The sequence below is a fragment of the Rhodanobacter spathiphylli B39 genome (assembly GCF_000264295.1).
In the GTDB taxonomy this organism is placed as follows: domain Bacteria; phylum Pseudomonadota; class Gammaproteobacteria; order Xanthomonadales; family Rhodanobacteraceae; genus Rhodanobacter; species Rhodanobacter spathiphylli.
In genome coordinates, this window is the sequence record NZ_AJXT01000012.1 from 26,157 (window position 1) to 43,589 (window position 17,433).

19 protein-coding genes and 1 pseudogene are annotated in these 17,433 nt (G+C 66.0%); 11 read left to right on the top strand and 9 right to left on the bottom strand.

Annotation, left to right across the window (positions count from 1 at the left end; genetic code table 11):
• Nucleotides 1-98 precede the first annotated feature (98 nt).
• Complete coding sequence (locus tag UU7_RS06790; protein WP_007806661.1) at nucleotides 99-1,541, top strand: DNA recombination protein RmuC; 1,443 nt, start codon at nucleotides 99-101, stop codon at nucleotides 1,539-1,541.
• A gap of 28 nt (nucleotides 1,542-1,569) precedes the next feature.
• Here the strand turns inward: UU7_RS06790 and UU7_RS06795 are convergent, their stop codons facing one another.
• Nucleotides 1,570-1,782, bottom strand: a complete 213-nt coding sequence (locus UU7_RS06795) for a helix-turn-helix transcriptional regulator (protein WP_007806663.1) — start codon at nucleotides 1,780-1,782, stop codon at nucleotides 1,570-1,572.
• Nucleotides 1,779-2,126 (bottom strand): hypothetical protein, encoded by a 348-nt coding sequence (locus tag UU7_RS06800; protein WP_157581964.1) that lies wholly within the window; start codon nucleotides 2,124-2,126, stop codon nucleotides 1,779-1,781. Before UU7_RS06800 ends, UU7_RS06795 begins: the two co-directional genes overlap by 4 nt.
• A gap of 232 nt (nucleotides 2,127-2,358) precedes the next feature.
• On the opposite strand from UU7_RS06800, the gene folE reads away from it, so the two are divergent.
• From folE to UU7_RS19150, 3 genes and pseudogenes are all read left to right on the top strand, one after another.
• Nucleotides 2,359-2,961, top strand: coding sequence for a GTP cyclohydrolase I FolE (gene folE / locus UU7_RS06805; protein WP_007806666.1), 603 nt, complete (start codon nucleotides 2,359-2,361; stop codon nucleotides 2,959-2,961).
• Between the two features lie 35 nt (nucleotides 2,962-2,996).
• A pseudogene (locus UU7_RS19145) lies at nucleotides 2,997-3,092 on the top strand (EF-hand domain-containing protein); the annotation flags it as partial.
• A 9-nt stretch (nucleotides 3,093-3,101) separates the two neighbouring features.
• The gene (locus tag UU7_RS19150) at nucleotides 3,102-3,293 is read left to right on the top strand and encodes an EF-hand domain-containing protein (RefSeq protein ID WP_007806668.1); all 192 of its coding nucleotides are present in this window, start codon (nucleotides 3,102-3,104) and stop codon (nucleotides 3,291-3,293) included.
• A gap of 168 nt (nucleotides 3,294-3,461) precedes the next feature.
• On the opposite strand, the gene UU7_RS06815 is transcribed toward UU7_RS19150, so the two are convergent.
• From UU7_RS06815 to UU7_RS06845, 7 genes are read right to left on the bottom strand one after another with little or no spacing between them, the layout of a single operon-like run.
• On the bottom strand, nucleotides 3,462-4,667 hold the full coding sequence (locus UU7_RS06815) for an ABC transporter permease (protein ID WP_007806671.1): 1,206 nt from the start codon (nucleotides 4,665-4,667) through the stop codon (nucleotides 3,462-3,464).
• Nucleotides 4,664-5,398, bottom strand: a complete 735-nt coding sequence (locus UU7_RS06820; RefSeq protein WP_007806673.1) for an ABC transporter ATP-binding protein — start codon at nucleotides 5,396-5,398, stop codon at nucleotides 4,664-4,666. Before UU7_RS06820 ends, UU7_RS06815 begins: the two co-directional genes overlap by 4 nt.
• The gene (locus UU7_RS06825; protein ID WP_040673002.1) at nucleotides 5,395-6,954 is read right to left on the bottom strand and encodes an alpha/beta hydrolase; all 1,560 of its coding nucleotides are present in this window, start codon (nucleotides 6,952-6,954) and stop codon (nucleotides 5,395-5,397) included. Before UU7_RS06825 ends, UU7_RS06820 begins: the two co-directional genes overlap by 4 nt.
• 9 nt (nucleotides 6,955-6,963) lie before the next feature.
• Nucleotides 6,964-7,158, bottom strand: a complete 195-nt coding sequence (locus tag UU7_RS06830) for a helix-turn-helix transcriptional regulator (RefSeq protein WP_007806678.1) — start codon at nucleotides 7,156-7,158, stop codon at nucleotides 6,964-6,966.
• Nucleotides 7,151-7,561, bottom strand: coding sequence for a hypothetical protein (locus UU7_RS06835; RefSeq protein WP_007806679.1), 411 nt, complete (start codon nucleotides 7,559-7,561; stop codon nucleotides 7,151-7,153). The genes UU7_RS06830 and UU7_RS06835 overlap by 8 nt, the downstream gene beginning before the upstream one ends.
• A gap of 43 nt (nucleotides 7,562-7,604) precedes the next feature.
• Entirely contained in the window at nucleotides 7,605-8,222 is a 618-nt protein-coding gene (locus tag UU7_RS06840; RefSeq protein WP_007806681.1) for a hypothetical protein, read from the bottom strand.
• 8 nt (nucleotides 8,223-8,230) lie between these two features.
• Nucleotides 8,231-9,157, bottom strand: a complete 927-nt coding sequence (locus UU7_RS06845) for an alpha/beta fold hydrolase (protein ID WP_007806682.1) — start codon at nucleotides 9,155-9,157, stop codon at nucleotides 8,231-8,233.
• 352 nt (nucleotides 9,158-9,509) lie between these two features.
• Between UU7_RS06845 and UU7_RS06850 the strand changes: the two genes are divergently transcribed.
• The 7 genes from UU7_RS06850 to UU7_RS06880 all read left to right on the top strand — a co-directional run bounded on the left by UU7_RS06850 (nucleotide 9,510) and on the right by UU7_RS06880 (nucleotide 17,155).
• Nucleotides 9,510-10,010: a Csu type fimbrial protein gene (locus UU7_RS06850; RefSeq protein WP_007806684.1), complete on the top strand. Its 501-nt coding sequence runs from the start codon at nucleotides 9,510-9,512 to the stop codon at nucleotides 10,008-10,010.
• A 2-nt stretch (nucleotides 10,011-10,012) separates the two neighbouring features.
• Nucleotides 10,013-10,765, top strand: coding sequence for a fimbrial biogenesis chaperone (locus UU7_RS06855; protein WP_007806686.1), 753 nt, complete (start codon nucleotides 10,013-10,015; stop codon nucleotides 10,763-10,765).
• Nucleotides 10,719-13,193 (top strand): fimbria/pilus outer membrane usher protein, encoded by a 2,475-nt coding sequence (locus UU7_RS06860; protein WP_040673006.1) that lies wholly within the window; start codon nucleotides 10,719-10,721, stop codon nucleotides 13,191-13,193. Before UU7_RS06855 ends, UU7_RS06860 begins: the two co-directional genes overlap by 47 nt.
• Nucleotides 13,190-14,179 carry a Csu type fimbrial protein gene (locus UU7_RS06865; protein ID WP_007806690.1) on the top strand — a complete coding sequence of 330 codons (990 nt, stop codon included), beginning with the start codon at nucleotides 13,190-13,192 and terminating at the stop codon, nucleotides 14,177-14,179. Before UU7_RS06860 ends, UU7_RS06865 begins: the two co-directional genes overlap by 4 nt.
• Nucleotides 14,180-14,192: 13 nt before the next feature.
• Complete coding sequence (locus UU7_RS06870; RefSeq protein WP_007806691.1) at nucleotides 14,193-15,230, top strand: Csu type fimbrial protein; 1,038 nt, start codon at nucleotides 14,193-14,195, stop codon at nucleotides 15,228-15,230.
• Nucleotides 15,231-15,606: 376 nt separating this feature from the next.
• Nucleotides 15,607-16,650: a hypothetical protein gene (locus tag UU7_RS06875; RefSeq protein WP_007806692.1), complete on the top strand. Its 1,044-nt coding sequence runs from the start codon at nucleotides 15,607-15,609 to the stop codon at nucleotides 16,648-16,650.
• Nucleotides 16,651-16,660: 10 nt separating this feature from the next.
• Nucleotides 16,661-17,155 (top strand): DUF11 domain-containing protein, encoded by a 495-nt coding sequence (locus UU7_RS06880; protein ID WP_083845953.1) that lies wholly within the window; start codon nucleotides 16,661-16,663, stop codon nucleotides 17,153-17,155.
• Nucleotides 17,156-17,433 lie beyond the last annotated feature (278 nt).

The following is a 17,433-nucleotide window of genomic DNA, read 5'->3' on the forward strand; positions in this document are numbered from 1 at the left end:
CCCATGATGCACCGCCCCGGCGACGGCAACATGAATCCGGGCGCAGTCGATGAGACCGCTCGACGTACACTGGATGCCTGATCCCGGGAAAACGTTCCATGCCGCTCAATGAAACCCTGCTGATTGTCCTCGTCATCCTCGCCGCGCTGGTGTTGCTGCTGCAGGTGGCGTTGCTGCTGCGCCGCCGCGGCGATCCCGGCCTCGAAGCCAAGCTGGACGCGCTGAAGGACGACAGCGCCCGCGTCGAGCGCACCCTGCGCGAGGAACAGCGCGCCGGCCGCGAGGAATTGCAGCAGGGCTTCGACCGCTTTCGCGGCCACCTGGGGGAGCAGCTCAACGGCATGTCGCAGCAGCAGTCCGAGCGCATCGACGGTTTCGGCCAGCGGCTGACCCTGCTCACCGAACGCACCGACAACGGCTTGCAGTCATTGACCCAGCGACTGGTCGAGGACGCGCGCAAGGGCCGCGAGGAGATCGCCACCACCCTCAACCGGCTCGGCGAACAACAGCAGCAACGCCTGGCCGCGCTCACCGCGGACAATGAAAAGCGCATGGGCGAGATGCGCGCCACGCTGGAAGCCAAGCTCGGCGCGATCCAGCAGGACAACGCGGCGAAACTCGAACAGATGCGCGCCACCGTGGACGAAAAGCTGCACGCCACGCTGGAAACCCGCCTGGGCGAATCGTTCAAGCTGGTGTCCGAGCGGCTCGAGGCCGTGCAGCGCGGGCTGGGCGAAATGCAGAACCTGGCCACCGGCGTGGGCGACCTCAAGCGCGTGCTGACCAACGTGAAGAAGCGGGGCATCTTCGGCGAGGTGCAGCTGGGCGCCCTGCTGGAGGACATGCTCACCGCCGAGCAGTACGCGTCCAACGTGATCACCGTGCCGGGCAGCAACGACCGCGTCGAGTTCGCGATCCGCATGCCGGGCCAGGACGAGGGCGAACATGTCTACCTGCCGATCGACGCGAAGTTTCCGGTGGAGGACTACCAGCGCCTGCTCGACGCCCAGGAGGTTTCCGATGCCGAAGCCGCGCAGGCCGCCGGCCGCGCGCTGGAGCTGCGGGTGCGCGAGGAGGCCAGGCGCATCCACGGCAAGTACGTGGCGCCACCGCACACCACCGATTTCGCCGTGCTGTACCTGCCCACCGAGGGCCTCTACGCCGAGGTGATCCGTCGCCCCGGCCTGTTCGAGAATCTGCAGCGCGACCACCGGGTCACCGTGGCCGGACCGACCACGCTCAGCGCCCTGCTCAACAGCCTGCAGATGGGCTTCCGCACGCTGGCGATCGCCAAGCGTTCGAGCGAGGTGTGGAAGATCCTTGGCGCGGTGAAGAACGAATTCGGCAAGTTCGGCGTGGTGCTGGAAAAGACCCGCAAGCAGCTGGACGCGGCCCGCAACAGCATCGACAGCGCAGGCCAGCGCACCCGCGCGATCGAGCGCAAGCTGCGCGACGTGGAATCGCTGTCCGGCGACAGCCCGTTGCTGCTGGAAGATGTGCCGGCGCTGGACGACGGCGGTGACGACGCCACTGCACCGTAGGTCGAAAGCGTCTAGGAACAGACGGCGCTCACCGTTTCCACTGGAACACGTCTTCCACGCCCACGCCGAACACGCGGGCGATGCGGAACGCCAGCTCCAGCGAGGGCGCGTACTTGCCTGCCTCCAGCGCGATCACCGTCTGCCGGGTGATGCCGCAGGCATCGGCCAGCGCTTGCTGGGTCATCTCGTCATGCTCGAAGCGCAGCTTGCGGATCAGGTTGTCGATCGGCGTGCCGGTCATGCGCCGCGCCGGTCGTGCCAGCAGGTGATGCCCGTCACCGCGTACCCGAGCAGGCAGGATCCGGTCAGGCCGGCCATCAGCAGGCTGGATATCGCCAGCGGCCTTGCCCAGCCCGGATGACCCAGCGGCGAGAAGACGAACATCACCGCCAGCGCCAGCGCGAAGATCGACAGTCCTGCCCGCGCCCAGCCACTGGCGCGCGGCCCGATCTGGCGATCGCACTCGGCCTCCACGGTGTCGCGCCAGCGCTTGCGCAACACCTGCATCACCACCAGCCAGGCGACCACCAGCCGGCCGACGGACAGCGGGACCAGGACAAGGTAGCGCAAGGATCGAGGAGTCATGTCATCTCTACAGGACATAATGTAACTTATACATTACGTCATGCGTCGTCAGGAAGACCTTTCGCCTGGGTGTCGCGGTTCTCTCATCCCGTCGCGAGGAGCACTGCATCCGATATCGGAACGACTCCGTACCTACGGCGCTGCCAAGAGCGGCAACTGCATCAGCTCCGGCGCAACCGGTGAAGACCGGCATCCGGTTAAACTTTCCTTTCGAACGATCCAAGGACCCGGCATGAACGACCGCGCCAAGCACCCCGAAGTCACGCCCGAACAGGCCGAGGAGGCCGTGCGCACGCTGTTGCGCTGGGCTGGCGAAGACCCGTCGCGCGAAGGCCTGCTCGACACGCCCAAGCGCGTGGTGAAGGCATATCGCGACTGGTTCAGCGGTTATGAGACCGATCCAGGCGAGTACCTGCGCCGCACTTTCAAGGAAGTGGCCGGCTACGACGAGATGGTGGTGTTGCGCGACATCGAGTTCGAGAGCCACTGCGAGCACCACATGGCGCCGATCATCGGCCGTGCCCACGTCGGCTACCTGCCGACCAATCGCGTGGTGGGGATCAGCAAGCTGGCCCGGGTAGTCGACGGTTACGCGCGGCGCTTCCAGGTGCAGGAAAAACTCACTGCGGAAATCGCCCACTGCATCCAGGAAACCCTGCAGCCGGCCGGCGTGGCGGTGGTGATCGATGCCAGCCACGAATGCATGACCACCCGCGGCGTGCACAAGCGCGGCGTGTCGATGGTCACCAGCCAGATGCTGGGCACCTTCCGCGATGACGCCAGGACGCGCGCCGAGTTCCTGCAGTTCATCGGCATCCACGGCGGCCACCGCTGAACATCCGGATCATCGCTGCCGCCGCGGTTCTGCTGCTGGCCTCCACGGCGACCCATGCCCAGCAAAGCCGCCAGGCGTACCTGCAACGCTTCGACGACAACGGCGACGGCCGGGTCAGCGCGGCGGAATACGTGGCCTACATGAGCCAGGGTTTTCGCAACATGGACAGCAACGGCGACGGCATCATCGAAACCGATGAACTGCCCGGTGGCCGCGGCCAGCCGATCACGCTGCAGGAAAACCGCGACAACCTGCGCCGCCAGTTCCACAAGCTGGACCGCAACCGCGACGGCTACCTCGACGCCCGCGAACTGACCGCGCCACCCGGCTGACCCCTTGCCGGAAGAGACGCGCTTCGCGGCGCGAGATCAAAAGCCAACCCCCTCCCAACCTCCCCCTGCACGCAGGGGGAGGAGCATGGCGTCGCCATGCTTCCCCCTCCCCGCTTGCGAGCGAAGGAAGTCCCTGTGGGACAGGGGGAGGGCCGGGGAGGGCCGGGCTCAGGCCGAGATCGCCAGCTTCTCGGAGCGATACAACTGGGCGGTCACCAGCACCGCCACCAGCGCCGCCGCCAGACTGCCGGCCAGGCACAGGCCGATCTGTTCGCCGGTGACGCCATCGCCGCGCAGCAACTGCATGATGCCGAGGTTCTGGCCCAGCAACGGGATCGCGTACATCCACGCCTGCGCCTTGATCGGCATGAACGACAGCAGCGCACTGGGGATGATCGGCACCAGCATCAGCAGCGAGATGTAGGTCTGCGCCTCGCGATAGCTCTTGGCAAACGCAGCCACCAGCGACTGCAGCGCGGACAGCAGCAGCACCAGCGGCAGCATCAGCAGCAGCACGTAGGTGGCGAAGTGCAGGCCAAGGTCGAGCTCCATGCCGATCTTCTCGGCGGGGATGAAGCGGCCGACCACCGCGAAGCCCAGCAAGGTGATCAGCAGGCTCGCGGTGGAGAACGCGCAGATCGCCGCCAGCTTGCCGCAGAGGATTTTCCAGCGCGCCACCGGGTTGGCGAACAGCGGCTCCAGCGATTGCCGCTCGCGCTCGCCCGCGGTGAGGTCGATCGCCAGGTACATGCCGCCCATGAAGATGGTGATCACGAAGAAATACGGCAGCATCGCGAACATCAGCACCGCGCGCGACTGCGGCGTGGCCTGGTCGCGCCTGGCGACCTGCAGCGGCCACGCGGTGCCGGGCGACAGCCCGCGCGCGACCAGTCGCATCGCCCCCTGTTGCCGGGCATAGTTCTCGACCAGGTCGCTGACCCGCTCCACCGAAGTGTTCGCGTCACGCCGCGAGGAGTCGTAGAACAGCTCCACCTGCACCGGCTCGCCCTTGCGCCAGGCCTTGCCGTAGTCGGGGGCGATGCGCAGGACCACGTCGGCATCCTGCTTGCGCACGGTCTGCGCGGGATCGGCCACCGCCGCGCCCGGCACCACGCCGCCGGCCTTCAGCGCATCGATCAGGTTGGGCGCGTACGCGGCGCCCAGCACCGGCACCGGCAGCGGCTTCTCGGCCTTGTCCAGTTCGCGGTTGAGGGTGACGTTGATCAGCATCACGAACAGCAGCGGGCCCAGCAGCGGGCCGGTGAGGAAGGCGCTCATCAGGGTGCGGCGGTCGCGCAGGTTTTCCTTCACCTCCTTCAGGAACACGGTGAGGAACGCGCCGCCGCGGCGGATTTTCGCGGACATGTCGTTCATGCGGCGAGGCCCTCTTCGCTGCCGATGATCTTCACGAAGGCATCCTCCAGGTTGTTCTCGCCGGTCTGGGCGCGCAGCGCGTCCGGCGTCTCGTCGGCCACCACGCGGCCGTGTGCGATCACCACGATGCGGTCACACAAGGCGCCCACCTCCTGCATGATGTGGCTGGAAAACAGCACGCAACGCCCCTCCTCCTTCAGCCGCGTCATGAACTGGCGCAGCGCGCGGGTTGCCATCACGTCGAGGCCGTTGGTCGGTTCGTCGAGGATCACGTTGCGCGGGTCGTGCACCAGCGCGCGGGCGATCGCGGTCTTCACCCGCTGCCCCTGCGAGAAACCCTCGGTGCGGCGGTCGGCGATGTCGCCCATCTCCAGCGCCTTGACCAGCGCTTCGCGCCGGCTCGCCAGCAGTTCTTCGGGCAGACCGTGCAGGCGTCCGAAGTAGTCGATGTTCTCGCGCGCGCTGAGCCGCTTGTACAGCCCGCGCGCATCCGGCAGCACGCCGAGCTGGCGACGCACGGCCAGCGGATCGGCCGCCGCATCGATGCCATCGACCAGCACCTGGCCACGATCCGGCGCCATCAGCGTGTACAGCATGCGCAGCGTGGTGGTCTTGCCGGCACCGTTGGGGCCGAGCAGGCCGGTGATCTCGCCGTCGCGGGCCGTGAAGCTGACGCCGTCGACGGCCTTCACCGCGCCGAACGCCTTGTGCAAATCCCTTACCTCGATCATGGGGTCGCTCCGTTGAAGTCGATGAAGATCGGCGTCGGCTGCAACCGGTCCAGGCAACCCGCGTCCAGCGTCTTCGGGTCGAGCTTCTCGATGAAATGCTGGATCAGCTGCGGCGTGCAGCCGGTCGCCATGACACTGTGCGCCTGGCCCTTGAGGGTCAGCACCCGTGCGTTCGGCAGGCCCTTGGCCACTTCCTCGGCGTAGCGCGGCGGGGTCACCGGGTCGTACTGGCCGGCAAGCAGCAGCACCGGCTTGTCGGTTTTCAGCGGAGCATGGAAGTCGGCCGGGCGCGTGCCTTTCGGCCACACCGAACACACCGCCTTCAGCGCGTCGACCATGCGCGTGCCGAGGATGGTCTGCGCATCCTGCGGGCGCACGGCCAGCAGGTCGGCGTCCTCGCTGCAGATCACCGAATACTGCATGCCGCTGCCCATCAGCTCGGACAGTTCGCCGGACAGCAGCTTGGCCTGGCCCAGCAGCGGACCCACGTCACCATGCGCCGCCGCGTCGATCGACAGCGGCAGCAGCGCGGCGGTGGCCGGCGTGTACGCGAACATGCGCACCACGCTGGCCAGCGAGTCCTCGTCCAGCATCTGCTTCACCGTCTGGTAGTTCTGCGGGTCGCGAAAACTGACCTGGTGCGGATTGGCCCGCAGCGCATCACGCAGCTGGTACAGGGTCTGGTCCGGATCGCCGAACTGTTTCTTGCAGGCCGGCTCGGCGGTGCAGCGGGCGAACTGCGCCTTCAGCGCGTCGTCCAGGTTGCGGGCGAAGTCCTCGCCCAGGGCCAGCGAATTCGGCACGGCACTGTCCAGCACCACGCTGCGCACCGACTGCGGGAAACGCATCAGGTACTGCTGCGCCATCCGCGTGCCGTACGACACGCCGATCAGGTCGAACTGCGGCGAACCGATGGCCTTGCGCACGTCCTCCAGGTCCTGCGCCGCGATCGTGGTGGTGTAGTAGCGCGGATCGGCGCGACCGGCCAGCAGCTTGAGGCACTGCGCCGCCGCTGCGCGCAGCTTGTCGGCGTCGAAGGTGCTGTCGTCCGGCGGGCTCGTGGCGGCGGATTCCTTGCAGCTGAGCGCATTGGAACCACCGGTGCCACGCTGGTCGAGCAGCAGCACGTGGCGATGGGCCAGCAGCGGCTTCAGCACCGTCGCCACCTGGGCCGCCGAATCGGTGGCCGCCTGTCCCGGGCCACCGGCAAGAAAGGCCAGCATGTCGGGACTGGCCACCTGCGCCCGCGAACGCAGCACCGCCAGCTTCAGCTCGATCGTGCGGCTGTGCGGATCGGCCCGGTTTTCCGGCACGGGGAAGTCCGTGCACCAGGCCGCCGTGCTCAGGCCGCTGTTCGGCGCGGCAAGCTCGCATGCGGTCAGGGTCAGGCTGCCGAGTTTCCAGGTGGCGGCCGGCGCGGGTGCAACGGCCGCAGTCGAGGCCGAAGCCGGTGCCGGTGGCGTCGGTTCCTTCTCACGATGATGGGCGACGCGGTTGGCCGAGATGATCGCCACCGCGACGGCGACCACCACGCCCATGCGTTTTCCGGGTTTCATGCTCACGTGTCACTCCCCAGGTTCAAAAATGGATTCGATCGTTTGCCCGAACAGACGGGCAATCTTGAAGGCCAGCGGCAAACTCGGATCGTACTTGCCGGTTTCTATGGCGTTGACGGTTTGCCGCGAAACATCCAGCCGCTCGGCCAGGTCGGCCTGCGACCAGGCCTGCGCGCCGCGCAGTTCACGCACATGGTTATTCATGACTGCGGTAGCGCCACAGCACCACCAGCTTGGCGATGCCGAAGCTGGCGAACAGGCACGGCATCACCCAGATGGCGACCGCCTGCCCCGACACCGTCCAGCCCGCGTTGGCGCCCATCAGCAGGCCGAAGCTGAAGAAGCCGAAGCCGGTGGCCATGGCGGAGATCGCAAACGCCTCCAGGTCGATGCGCCGCTCCAGTTCGTCCTGGTCGCGGACCACGCGAACCATCGCGCGAATGGCCAGCAGGATGGGCAACAGGGGCAGCAGGGCCAGCACGACGCGCCCGGCCACGCTGTCGACCCGCGCCGATGCCAGCGCCGAAAGGAGGATCAGCACGACATACGCAGCCATGGCCGGCAGGAATTCGCGCAGGTAGCGCTTGTGCACTTCACGCATGGCCATCAGTCATGTCTCCCGGTTGATGGTGTCCCCGACGACACGGGATTCATCGTTGCGCCCTGTCGTCTGCCAGGGCCGCCTTCCGCTGGCGGCGAACCAGCTGCAGTCCTGCAAAAACGATGAATGCCGCCGCCATTCCCGCGAACACGCCCCACAACTGATCGTCGTTCTTCACGTAGGCAAAGACGGCCACCGCCGCCATCAGCACGGCAACCAGCAAGGCACGCACGTAAGCGGGAATCCCGGCATCGCCGGCGCAGGCAAACATGTCGCCGCCGTAGCGCCTGACCAGCAGCGACCGCGTGATCCCGTAGCCGGCCAGCATCACCGGGAACACCCAGATCAGGATCGATCCATCGATGGCGAGCACGTGTGCCGCCGCCAGGAAGCCTCCGATCAGACTGAGCGCCGCCGTCAGCATCGTGGCCACGCCCAGCGCGACCAGATGCATGCGCTGCTCCAGTTCATCGCTTTCGCGGATGCGGCGGGCCATCAGCGCGAACAGATAGAACATCGGCAGCACCGGCGCCAACGCCAGCAAGCCCTTGGCGGCCCAGCCCTCCACCGAGCGCGCCAGCGGCCACACCAGCAACAGCAACGCGACGTAGGCGCTCATGCTGAGCAGGGTCTGCCACTGGTAGCTCTTGTTCGAAAGGCGAGTCATCGAAGGCCTCAAAGCGACTGCAGGAAAGCGCCCAGCGCCTGCTGGAACCTGGCCGGCTGGTCGAGCATCACGAAATGCCGCGACGGCGAGATCGAGACCACCTTCGCCTTCGGCGCATCGGCCAGCAGCGACTGGTAGTACGCCGTCTTCTGCGCCTCGCTCATCATCATCGGCGGCTGGCTGAAATCCGGGGCGTTGTATGGCGAGATCTCCAGGATCGGCACGTTCGCATTCTTCAGCGCCGCACGTCCGTCGAACGCGAGATCCTCGGCCATGTACTGCGCACTGGCCTTGATGTCGCTGCGCGCATTCATCGGCGCGTAGCGCGCGGCCAGCTGCGGATCGATCACGCCGATCTTCTGCATGTAGCCCAGTGACTGCGCCTGGAACTGCTCCGGCGTGGCCGCCGACATCTGCTGCTGCATCTGCGCCGCCATCGCCTTGCGCTGCTCCGCGCCCACCCGCTCCATGCCGGGGAAAATCGGCAGGCCGTCCACCGCCACCACACCCGAGATCAGTTCGGGATGCTCGCCGGCAAAACGCAGCGCCAGCGTGCCGCCCAGGCTGTGGCCCACCAGCACCGGCCGGTCGATCTTCCGCTGCTCGATCAACTGCTCCAGCGACGCATCCGCCCGATCGAACAGTTCGCCGCCATCAGCGGGCGCCGGCATGCCATCGAAACCCGCCAGCGTCACCGCGTACACCACATGGTCCTTCTGCAGCTGCTCGATCGTCCGCTGCCACACCCACGGCCCGCCCTGCAGCCCGGGAATCAGGATCACCGCACGACCGTGGTCGCCATGACGCTCGACTTTCAGGGTACCCACGGCGTTGGTGGCCGACCCCTCATCGTGGGCGAGCGCGGCAGCGCCATTGCCCCACACCAGGCCAGTTCCCAGCAGCAAACATGACGCACGGCGAAACCACTTGTTCATGAAGAATCTCCCTGTTCAATGATGTCAAGCAAACTTGACAAACACAGATTAGCGACGGTCCACGCTCGTTGTCAAGCGAGCTTTACATCGGCGCACAACATGAGGCTCGCTGTCCGGAGCGGTGAAATCGAAGTGACGAAGGCATTCGGATTAAGTGACGGACTTCGCAGTTTTGGTGTCACAAATTGTCAGGGAACACTGACAATTTGCGCGGAATCCGCATCAGGACTGGATTCTTCGCCAGCGCCAGCGGTTACCGACGGGGAACGTAACCGTTTACACAATGAACATGGCATGCTCATTGCTTAAGCCACTCACGAAATCACTTTCCACCGATCCGGAGACACTCGTCATGATGTTCAAGAAGACCCTGCTTGCCGCCGCCCTCTTCACCGTTGCCGGTTTTGCCATGGCCAGCCCCAGCGCCACCGACACCGCGCAGTTCGATGTCAAGATCCATATCGACAACACCTGCGACGTGCACACCACCGCGCCCACCGCGGTCGACTTCGGCAGCCACCTGTCGACGGACACGTCCATCTCGGCACAGAACGACATCACCGTGACCTGCACGCCCGATGCGAGCTACAACATCGGCCTGGATGGCGGCTCCAGCGGCAGCGTGGCGGCACGCAAGATGGCTTCGCAGAGCGGCGCGGCGGCGACTGTCGGCTACCAGCTCTACCAGGAAGCCGGCCATACCAACGTCTGGGGCAATACGATCGGCACCGACACCGTGACCGGCACTGGCACGGGCAGCGCGCAGACTCTTCACGCGTATGGCGTGGTTGCCAGCGCCAATGTCCACGCAGGCGACTATCTCGACTCCGTCACCGTGACCGTCACCTACTGAAGATGGACCTCTCGCGCATCCAGCGGCTTGGCCGCGCGCTGACAGCCACCCTGACGCTTGGGGTGACCGGCACGGTGGCGGCCACCGGATTGCAGGTGGCGCCCATCTCGCTGCAGCTGCAGGCCCGGCAGAATGCCGACGGTCTGTGGCTGAGCAACACCGGGGCTTCCGTGCTGAATGCGCAGGTGCGGGTGTATCACTGGACGCAAGAGGATGGCGAGGAGCGCCTCGTGCCCTCCCGCAATCTGCTCGCCAGCCCGCCCATGCTGGCGATCGGTCCGGCCGATCGCCAGCTGGTGCGGGTGATCCGCATCGGTCCGCCGCCGATGGGGGCCGCCGCCACGGAAGACGCCTACCGCGTCATCATCGATGAGTTGCCGGTCACCGCTAGCGGCAAGCAGGGCGTCCAGTTCGTACTGCGGTATTCGGTGCCGGTATTCATCGAGCCCGAAGGCAAGTCCAGGACGGCGCCACACCTGAACTGGTCGCTGCAGCGCGAAGGGGATCGCGCGGTGCTGAACGTCTCCAACGCCGGCAATGGCCACGCCCAACTGAGCCAGATCACCTTTGTCGATCGCCACGGCAAGAAAACCGACGTCAACGCCGGCCTGCTCGGCTACGTGCTGCCCGGCGCCCACAAGCGCTGGACGCTAAAGACACCAGCAGCGGTATTTGCCGCTGGTGGCACCCTCAACGCCAAGGTCAACGATGAAGTGGTTGCGCAACCAGTATCGCTGGACGCTGCTGCTCGCTAGTCCGCTGCTTGCCAGTCTGGCGACGGCAGCAACGGCGGACGCCACGGCCAGCAGTGGTCCAGCCGATGGCAGTGCCCTCTCGGTGCTCGATGACGCCGGCATCAGCATGGGCGTGGGCGACGATCTCTATCTGGAAGTGGTGCTCAACGAACAGCCCACCGGCCAGCTGGTCCATTTCGGCCTGCGCAATGGCGAACTCTGGGCGAGTCGGAGCACATTGGATCGACTGGGCTTCCGCCTGCCTGCCGGCGGCGCCGACCCACAGTCGCTAAACCGGTTGCCCGGAACGATCGTCAGTTACGACGCCAGCCACCAGCGTGTATCCATCACCGCGCCGATTTCCCTGCTCGACCTCAAGACCACGGTACTGAATCAGGCGTCCGGCGACGACATTCCGCAGGCCACGGCGTCCCCGGGGCTGCTGCTGAACTACGACCTTTACGGCACCGCTGACGACCAGCGCAGCAGCAGCTTGAGCGCCTACACGGAACTGCGCGCCTTCAGTGGCAGTGGCGTGCTCAGCAATACGACACTCAGCCAGTCGAGCCGACTCCCGGGTGCCGGCTGGCAAGGCCGCTCGGTCCGGCTGGACACCAGCTGGCAAACCTCATTTCCGGCAAGAATGCTGACGCTGCGGGTGGGCGACACGCTCACCGGCTCACTGGCGTGGACCCGCTCCACGCATGTGGCCGGAATCCAGCTGTCACGCAATTTCTCGCTGCAGCCGTATCGCGTCACCACACCGGTACCGGCTTTCCTTGGCCAGGCCGCGCTGCCTTCGGCGGTGGATCTTTACGTCAACGGTATCCGGCAATACAGCGGCAAGGTCGCACCCGGCCCGTTCCAGTTGAACAGCGCACCGACGATCAATGGCAGCGGTGATGCGCAGGTGGTCCTGACCGACGCACTGGGACGAAGCACCACCGTGGAATTCCCGTTCTACACCAGCGAACAGTTGCTGCAGCAGGGGCTGTCGGACTGGTCCGCGGAACTGGGCGTGGTGCGCCAGAGCTATGGCCAGAAGTCGTTCGACTACGGTCACGACCCTGCCGCCAGCGGCACCTGGCGCTACGGCGCGAGCGATCGTCTCACGGCGCAGCTGCACGGCGAGGCGAGCGCAGGCGTGGTGAACGCGGGTCTCGGCGCCACCTGGCTGCTGGGCACGGACGCCGGCGTCGTCAACACTTCGTTCGCGCGCAGTCATGGGCGGGGCTTGCAGGGCTTCCTGTACAGCCTGGGCTACCAGTGGCGTCGCGGCCCGTTCAACATCGCCCTCAACAGTATCCGCAGCAGTGGCAACTATCGCGACGTCGCGTCGTTGTACGGGGCGCCACCGCCCAGTGTGAGTGAACGTGCCACGCTTGGCCTGAGCACCTCTCACCTGGGCAGCTTCAGCCTCAGTTACCTGCATCTGCGCCAGGCCCCCACGAACGCTCAGGCCAGTTTGGCGTATCCGTCTCCCCTGCCCTTCGGCAGCAGCCCGGGCAGCACCTCCGACCGGGATTCTCGCTATGCCAGCGCGTTCTGGTTCCGCTCCATCGGCAACAGCGCGTCGATCAATGTCAGCGTCAACCAGAATCTGGCCGAGCGCAGCGATCGCAGCATTTTTCTGGGCTTCTCGATGAGCCTTGATGACCGCACCCAGCTCAGCGCCTCGGCGCAGCGCGACAGCGGCCGCGACAGCTTCACGCTCAGCGCCGACCATGTCGTGCCTGGCGACGGCGGCTTCGGCTGGCGCGCGCAGGCGCGCAGCGGCGACCACCAGCAGGGTGGCCTGGCCGAAGTCGGCTACCGCGGCGACTATGGACAAATCAACACCGGGGTGAACGTGTTCGGCGACAGCCGGTACGCGTATGCCAGCGGCAACGGCGCCCTGGTATTGATGGGTGGCGGCCTGTTCGCCTCGCGTCGTATCGATGATGCCTTTGCCGTGGTCTCCACCGACGGCATCGCCAACGTGCCGGTCAAACTGGAAAATCGGCCGATCGGCCATACCAACGGCAGCGGCCTGTTGCTGGTGACACCGCTCAGCGCGTGGCAGAAGAACCAGCTGGCCATCGATCCGATGGACCTGCCCGCCGATGTGCACATCGACCACGTCAAGACCATCGCCACGCCAAGCGACCGCGCCGGCACCCTGGTCCGCTTCGGCATCACCCCGGTTCGCGCAGCCTCGATCGTCCTGCACGATGCCGCCGGCAAGCCGCTGCCGCTGGGCAGCGTGGCGCACCTGCGAGGGCAGGATGGTGCGGCTGCCTTGGTCGGTTTCGACGGCGTGGTCTACCTCGATACCTTGCAGAAGCACAACACGCTGGAGGTGACCACGCCGGAGGGCGGCGCATGCAGCGCCAGCTTCGACTATCACAAGCAGGGCGATACCATCCCCGAGATCGGACCACTGGCCTGCCGCAAGAGAGGCGGACCGTGACACAACAGCATCTGCTGCGCCTGCTCCTGCTGCTGGTCCTGCTGCCGGCCGTCGGCCTGATGCTTCCGGGCAAGGCCCAGGCCGGCATCACCTGCAGCGCCACCGGCAGCGCATTGAACTTCGGCACGATCGACCCGCAAAGCGGCAATCAGGATGTCACGGCAACCATCGACTACACCTGCAGGCAGACATTTTTCATCAGCCTTCCAGAGCAGGTGACGTTGTGCGCGAGCATCGGCACCGGCAGCGGTGGCCAGCTCACTCCCCGCCTGATGAGCGATGGCGGCGGCCATGCCCTGCAGTTCCAGATCTACACCGATGCCGGCCGCACTTCGGTCTGGGGCTCGCTGGCCACGGCACAAGCGCCACCGCAATTGCCCCCGTTTACCGTCCCCGGGGGGTTTCTCAGCTACGGCAGCCACTCTGGGAGCGTGAATGTGTTCGGCCGGGTGCCGGCCGGCCAGAGCAGCGCCGTCACCGGCAGCTACGCCAACCTTCTCGGTGACTCGTTCCTCACCTACGACCACCAGACCAACAGCACGCCGGCGAGCTGCGGCAGCGGCAACGTCGTCAGCTTCCAGATCAATGCCACCGCTACTGTCCAGAAGGCGTGCACGGTCACCGCGACCGACCTTAATTTCGGCAACGTGGCCGACCTGCTGTCCCTGGCCAATCACGACGGCACTTCCAGCGTGGGCGTGCGATGCGTCAACGGGACGGCCTACAAGATCGGACTGGACGATGGCCAGCATGCCATCGGGGGCGTGCGCCACATGGCCGGGCCAGGCGGGCAGGTGATCCAGTATGGGCTGTATCGTGATGGCGGCCGGACCCAGCACTGGGGGGCCACCCCCGGCACCGACACGGTCGACGGGACCGGCGACGGCAACAGCCACGCCACCACCGTCTATGGACGCGTGCCCATGCAAGGCACACCATCGGCGGGCGACTATGCCGACACGATTACCGTCACCGTCACCTACTGAGACCTTCAGGCCCATGATCGCCAGCGAAAATCCCCGCGGGCCTTGCTGGTTTCATCCGGGGCTGGCGCCATGGCTGTTGCTGCTGCTGGTGTCCGCCGTGCTGCTGTGGCCGCGCCCAGCCCGGGCAGACGACGTCCTCTGTCAGGCAAGCATCCCCGGCGGGATCAGTTTCGGCACCATCGACCCGACTTCGGCGACCGCCAGCGACAGCCAGGCGCAGGTCAACTACAGCTGCACCAACTCCACGCCGACGAATTACTACATCACGCTGTGTCTCAATATCGGCACCGGCCCCCAGGGCTTGAGTCCGGGCGGTTTGCGACAGATGGCCGGCGCCAATGGCCTGCTGGTCTTCCAGTTGTACCGTGACAGCGCGCGCAGCCAGCCATGGGGTTCGATTGATACTCCGTCCACGCCTCCGGTCAGCGTGAATTTCTGGGCGTTTGGCCACGCCAATGGCACACCGCCCACGACAACGGCCGGCGCCGTCACGATCTACGCCCGCACGCCGGGCAGCCAGGCAAATGCCGGCGACGGCACCTTCAACGCCACCTTCAGCCCGGCCGATCTGAAAATCACCGGCAGCGCCAGTACCACGCCCTCACCGGGCACCTGCAGCTCGGCCGGCGCCGATGTCAGCGCCTTTTCCGGCTTCCTGGTCAGCGCGACAGTTCCCCCGACCTGCACGGTCACGGCGGACCCCCTCGATTTCGGCCAGGTGGCGGGCTTGCTGTCCAGCAATGTGGATGGCACCTCCCGCGTCCACGTGCAATGCGTCAACGGCACTGCCTACAAGATCGGCCTGGACAACGGCCTGCATGCCATCGGCAGCACGCGCCGGATGCAGGGGCCCGGTGGCTATATCCGGTATGAGTTGTACCGAAACGCTGCCCGCACCAATCGCTGGGGCGATACGCCAGGTGTCGATACGGTCAGTCGCACGGGCAACGGCCTCGTGCAGAACCGCGCCGTGAACGGCCGGGTTCCGCCGCAGGCCACCCCGTCGGCGGGCGATTACAGCGACACCATCACGGTCTCCGTCACCTACTGAGTGGCCCCGCACGGCCACGTCCGCCACCCGCAGGATACGCGCAGGTACCGATCCTGCCGCCGCCCGGCACACCGGGAGACGGGCGCCACCGCGGCGACCGCTGAGTCCCGGTGACCCAATTTCAGCGTTTGTGACGCAAACCTCATTTCCAAAAGAGCTCTTTGCGTTCATAAATTGTGAAAAAAAAGTAATAAGATGCCCGCCGGCGAGTGTGACAGGGGGTTTGAGTGTCAAAAGCCGTGCCGTGGTGGTGGCGCAGCGAAAGCGATGTCGGGCGAATTCCTGATATTGGCATATGTCTTGCTTTGGTACCAACGCCGCCTCTCATAACAAGTCTGCCGAGGGATTTCTGATCGTGACGCAAGCGGAACACCACATGGCCGATCACCGGAGCACTTCTTCTCCGGCGGGCCTGCGTGTCCGGTTTGCCGGCCAGGCCGGCAAATGCTTGCTGGCGGCCATGCTCCTGCTCGGCTCGGCGTTCGCCACTGCGGCATCGGCGGCAAGCGCAGCTGCGGGTACCCCGATACACAACACCGTGACGATGAGTTACGTGCAGGGCGGCTCCACGCTCACCGGCACGGCCAGCACGAGCTTCGTGGTCGACCAGCTGGTCGACGTGACGACGACCTGGCAGGACGCCAAGCCGGTCCAGGCGGCGGCCGGATCGGCTGCGCAGACCCTACTGTTCCGGGTGACCAATCCCGGCAACGGCAATGACAGCTACAAGCTGGTGCCGACCGCCCTGCCCGCCAGTGGCAGCGACTTCGCGGTCGACCAGTGCCAGTTGTTTCTCGACCAGGACCACAACGGCATCCGTTCGGCCAACGACCCCGAATACGTGCCCGGCAGCAATGATCCGGTGCTCGCCGCCGGCGACCACATGGACGTTTTTGTCCTTTGTGCCCTGCCTGCCACGGCGAATGACGGCACGTTCGCGCAAGTCAGACTGGCTGCCACCTCGAACACCTTCAGCGGCACTCCGGGGAGCGCGAAGCCGTCTGCCGGCATCCCGGGCATGAACGTGGTGGTCGGCATGAGCAGCGGCAGCTCGTCATCCAATGGCACCTACCAGGCAAGCAGTGTCAGCTACCAGTTCACCTCGACGCAGCGGGTAACGGACAAGTCCGGTGGCAGCGTGGCGACTTCCGGCTCGCACATCCTCTACACCCTCATCGTCACGGCCGACGGCGGCAGCGCCATCGGCCGCAATCTGGTCGTGACGAACCCGATGCCCGAACACACCACCTACGTGCCAGGCAGCCTGACCCTGGACAGCGCCTCGCTGGGCGACAGCAACACCGACAGCGACGCCGGCGATTTCAACATCACCGCCACCAACGCCATCTCCGTCCGGCTGGGCAACGTACCCGGCTCGGCCAGTCCGCACACCATCACTTTCGAAGTCACGATCAATTGAGGTCAAGAGCATGAAATCGATCCGCATTCCCGTTCTTGTGTTTGGCCTGCTTGCCGCATTTGCGCTGCAGGCAGCGCCGGCCAGCGGCAGCATCGAGCTGCAGTCGGTGGCCACCCAGCAGAAGGTCACCGTGGAAAAGGACGGCAGCAAGCACACCGAAATGGTGCCGGCTGCACGCGTGGTGCCCGGCACGGAAGTCACCTACACCATCAACTACCAGAACGTCGGCGCCAAGCCGGCGGACGACGTGGTGATCAACAACCCGGTGCCCGCCCACATGGACTACGTGGCGAACTCGGCAAGCGGCACGAACACCACCATCAGCTACTCGGCCGATGGCGGCAAGACGTGGGCTGGCACGCTGGCGCAGCTGTCGGTGAAGAACGCCGACGGCAGCATGCGCCCGGCCACCGAAAAGGATTGCACCCATGTCCGCTGGGTGGTGAACGGCAAGGTCGCGCCTGGCGCGAGGGGTTCGGTGAGTTTCCGTGCGGTGCTGCAGTAACTCGGGAGTCTGCGGCACGGCAATGACATGACAGAAGGATCAGTTCACAGGTTTTGCTGACCGGGCCGAGCAGGCCCGGTTACTCGGGGAGCATGGCGTTGTGACGTAACCGCCGACGGGGCAAACCCGCACGGCTCGGGGTGTTCACGCACTGCAAGTTAGAGCCGGCCAGACACGACGTGTCTGGCCGCAGCGACAAGTGCGTGCCGAAAACACGCAAGCGACACGGGCCAACGGCGCAAGAACCGGTGTCCCGGCAACACGGCCAGCCAGGCATG

Coding starts and splice junctions, on each gene's coding strand:
- UU7_RS06790 (WP_007806661.1), top strand. CDS start 99: ATGCCGCTCAATGAAACCCTGCTGATTGTCCTCGTCATCCTCGCCGCG.
- UU7_RS06795 (WP_007806663.1), bottom strand. CDS start 1,782: ATGACCGGCACGCCGATCGACAACCTGATCCGCAAGCTGCGCTTCGAG.
- UU7_RS06800 (WP_157581964.1), bottom strand. CDS start 2,126: ATGACTCCTCGATCCTTGCGCTACCTTGTCCTGGTCCCGCTGTCCGTC.
- folE (WP_007806666.1), top strand. CDS start 2,359: ATGAACGACCGCGCCAAGCACCCCGAAGTCACGCCCGAACAGGCCGAG.
- UU7_RS19150 (WP_007806668.1), top strand. CDS start 3,102: ATGAGCCAGGGTTTTCGCAACATGGACAGCAACGGCGACGGCATCATC.
- UU7_RS06815 (WP_007806671.1), bottom strand. CDS start 4,667: ATGAACGACATGTCCGCGAAAATCCGCCGCGGCGGCGCGTTCCTCACC.
- UU7_RS06820 (WP_007806673.1), bottom strand. CDS start 5,398: ATGATCGAGGTAAGGGATTTGCACAAGGCGTTCGGCGCGGTGAAGGCC.
- UU7_RS06825 (WP_040673002.1), bottom strand. CDS start 6,954: ATGAAACCCGGAAAACGCATGGGCGTGGTGGTCGCCGTCGCGGTGGCG.
- UU7_RS06830 (WP_007806678.1), bottom strand. CDS start 7,158: ATGAATAACCATGTGCGTGAACTGCGCGGCGCGCAGGCCTGGTCGCAG.
- UU7_RS06835 (WP_007806679.1), bottom strand. CDS start 7,561: ATGGCCATGCGTGAAGTGCACAAGCGCTACCTGCGCGAATTCCTGCCG.
- UU7_RS06840 (WP_007806681.1), bottom strand. CDS start 8,222: ATGACTCGCCTTTCGAACAAGAGCTACCAGTGGCAGACCCTGCTCAGC.
- UU7_RS06845 (WP_007806682.1), bottom strand. CDS start 9,157: ATGAACAAGTGGTTTCGCCGTGCGTCATGTTTGCTGCTGGGAACTGGC.
- UU7_RS06850 (WP_007806684.1), top strand. CDS start 9,510: ATGATGTTCAAGAAGACCCTGCTTGCCGCCGCCCTCTTCACCGTTGCC.
- UU7_RS06855 (WP_007806686.1), top strand. CDS start 10,013: ATGGACCTCTCGCGCATCCAGCGGCTTGGCCGCGCGCTGACAGCCACC.
- UU7_RS06860 (WP_040673006.1), top strand. CDS start 10,719: ATGAAGTGGTTGCGCAACCAGTATCGCTGGACGCTGCTGCTCGCTAGT.
- UU7_RS06870 (WP_007806691.1), top strand. CDS start 14,193: ATGATCGCCAGCGAAAATCCCCGCGGGCCTTGCTGGTTTCATCCGGGG.
- UU7_RS06875 (WP_007806692.1), top strand. CDS start 15,607: ATGGCCGATCACCGGAGCACTTCTTCTCCGGCGGGCCTGCGTGTCCGG.
- UU7_RS06880 (WP_083845953.1), top strand. CDS start 16,661: ATGAAATCGATCCGCATTCCCGTTCTTGTGTTTGGCCTGCTTGCCGCA.